This window comes from Streptomyces sp. AC627_RSS907 (assembly GCF_019049165.1).
Window position 1 is genome coordinate 2,579 of sequence record NZ_JAGMUE010000141.1, and the last position, 2,502, is coordinate 5,080.

General features: G+C 64.5%; 1 protein-coding gene. It reads right to left on the reverse strand.

Translation table 11 applies throughout. The features are described from left to right. Positions 1-2,417 (reverse strand): hypothetical protein (locus tag KUM32_RS27975; protein ID WP_217144755.1); only part of this gene is annotated, 2,417 nt, incomplete at its 3' end. Between the last annotated feature and the right edge of the window lie 85 nt (positions 2,418-2,502).

Sequence of the window (2,502 nt, forward strand, 5' to 3'; positions counted from 1 at the left end):
CGCGGCTGGGGGGCGTTTTTCTCGCCGGTTTCCTGATCCGTGGGGGCGGGGGTGTAGGGGTGGTCGTACAGAGGTGGACCGCTGGTGGTGGCGGTTTCGATCTGGGTGAGGTAGACGGTGGGGATCGCCTTGGACTGGGGAGTGGTGTCGGCGGCCATCAGGCCGGTGGAGTGGATGTTGCGGTTGCCTGCGCGGAAGAGAGTGGAGGTGTCGGGGTAGCGGTCGGTGACACCGGTGTAGTGCAGGATTTCGTGCAGCAGGGAGTGGGCGTCCTGGGACTGGAGGTGGCCGTCGGGGCCGTGGGGATGCAGGTGGAATGCGGTCTGGCTGGAGCGTTCGGGCCGCTCGCTGCGGGTCAGGGTGACCGCTCGCTGATGGTCGGGCTGATGGACGAAGTCGACGGTGATGTGGAGCTGGTCGTTCGACACGGGCAGCAGGAACTGGTGGTTGATGTATGTGTCCAGCGCCTTGTTGAGGTCGTCCTTCAGGTTCGCCAGGTCTGTGTTCTCCGGGTCGGTCTGGGTGGTGAAACCCTCGCCGAACGCGACCGGAAGGGTCACCGAGATGTCGCGGACCCACTTGCCGTTGCGTGCCTCGATCCGGCGGACGGCCATGGCGATCTGGGTGGCGGTGCCGGCGAGTTGTCCTTCCGTACTGCTCGTGAGGGGATCGACCGAGGGATCGTAGATCTCGGTGACGACATAGGCGGGCCGGGCCTGTACCCGCTGCGTGCTCCACTCGTCGGCGAGTTGGTCGGACGAGGAGTCGAGCGCCTGGGTGAACTCCGGCACGAACGCCCGTGCCCCGGCGTCGGCGGACGGCTGGAGGAGTGTGGTGTCTACGTCGGGTGAGATGGGGACGTCTGTGCCGCTGAGGGTGGTCAGGTCCACCACGGTGCTTTCGGTGTCCTGCGGTGTTGCGTCCGGGTGGGCGGGGGCAGCGTTCCGGGCCGAGTTCCAGTGGTCATCACTCGCACGGCCGCCCGAGGCACCGTCCGTGCGCGTATTGGACGGCCCGGCTGTGGACGTATTCGTCGTGTCGGTGGAGCGAGATGCAGAAGGACCGCCACCGGCCCCAGACGCGCCGGCTTTGTATCGGCCCTTCCGCTTGATAGCGCCACGACGCACCAAGTCGCGGGGATCGGGCTGGCCGGTCTGGGCGGATCCGGTCGTGTCGGCGGACGGAATGTCCGTGGTGGTGGGCTCCACTGGGGCGCCGCGGGAGTCTGTCGCGTTCCCGGGTGCGGGCTCGGCTGGAGTGCCCGGGGTTTGTGGCTGCCCGAGCGTGAGTTCGTTCGGACTGGTGGGGGCGACGCCGTAGACGGAGTCCCTGTCCCTAGTGAGTGTGGTGTCTGCGACAGGTGGGGTCTCGGAGCTGCGCCCGCCCAGGGTGCTGAGGCCGTCCAAGGAGCTGGATGTCTGGCTGCTCGGCATCAAGTCAGGGGGGAGATACCCCGGGTGCTTGATCAGCATCGCCGCCTCGGAAATAAGCGGATCATTGACGGGGGTAAAGGCAGGCACGTCATGCTCGCCGAGCACAGCGGCCAGCCTGTGGAGTTCATTGAGATCTAGTTTGTATGCGTCTCCGATTGCGAACAACCAGGCATGACCGCGCTTATTGTTGGTAATGCTGATGGCTGGATAAATCTGCTTTATCGCCGCCTGGAATATGCCCAGGTATTCCCACCATTTGTCGTATGGGGTAAGGGTTGACTGGGCCATGACTGTCGTAAGGTGACGGGGATCGGCCTGGGCGCGGATCGACAGCGAGTAAAGCTGTTGCTTGGTGAGGCTGTTCTGTTTCGACAGGGTCGCCATGTCGGAGGGAACATTTTCGATGGTTTCTATCAGTTCCAGCATGGCCACAGTGGGCGCGCCCCGTTTGAGGTGCAGAGATCTCCGAAGAGCGGCGGCGTCAGACACGCTAAACCACTCGTAGCCCAGGAGCCTGTTCATTAGTACGTCAGGTACAGACCACAGTGCGCGCCTGAAATTGGTCACGAGCGAGTCGGAGGTAGTCGCCGCCGGGGCATAGGCGGGAAGGGCGTCACTGGCGGACGGGGCGTCCAGGGTTGGCTGGCTGGATCCGGATGGCCCGTCGTTCTGCTGGTTTGTCGGCTCGCTGCTTGGTGCTCCACCGCGCAAGCCGGCGGTTCTGCCATTCAAATAAAGTCGTGCCAACTGCTCACCGCGCTGCTGAAGCGTGGCGTGCTTGTGATTTCCCGAGAACTCGGTGTCGTGTGCGGCTCTCACTTCCTCTCGGGAGACGCCGGGAGTCTCGCCTGTCTTTCCGGTGAGATGTGCCCATTCCGTGTTGAAACTCGACACCACCAGGCTGAGGTCGGTTTCTGTGAGCGTGGCGGCTGTTTCGGTGGCCGGGGGGGTGGGCTGGGACGGCTGGAGGGGTGTGGTGTCCACGTCGGGTGAGATGGGGACGTCTGTGCCGCTGAGGGTGGTCAGGTCCACCCCGGTGTTTTCGGTGTCCTGTGGTGTTGCGTGGGGG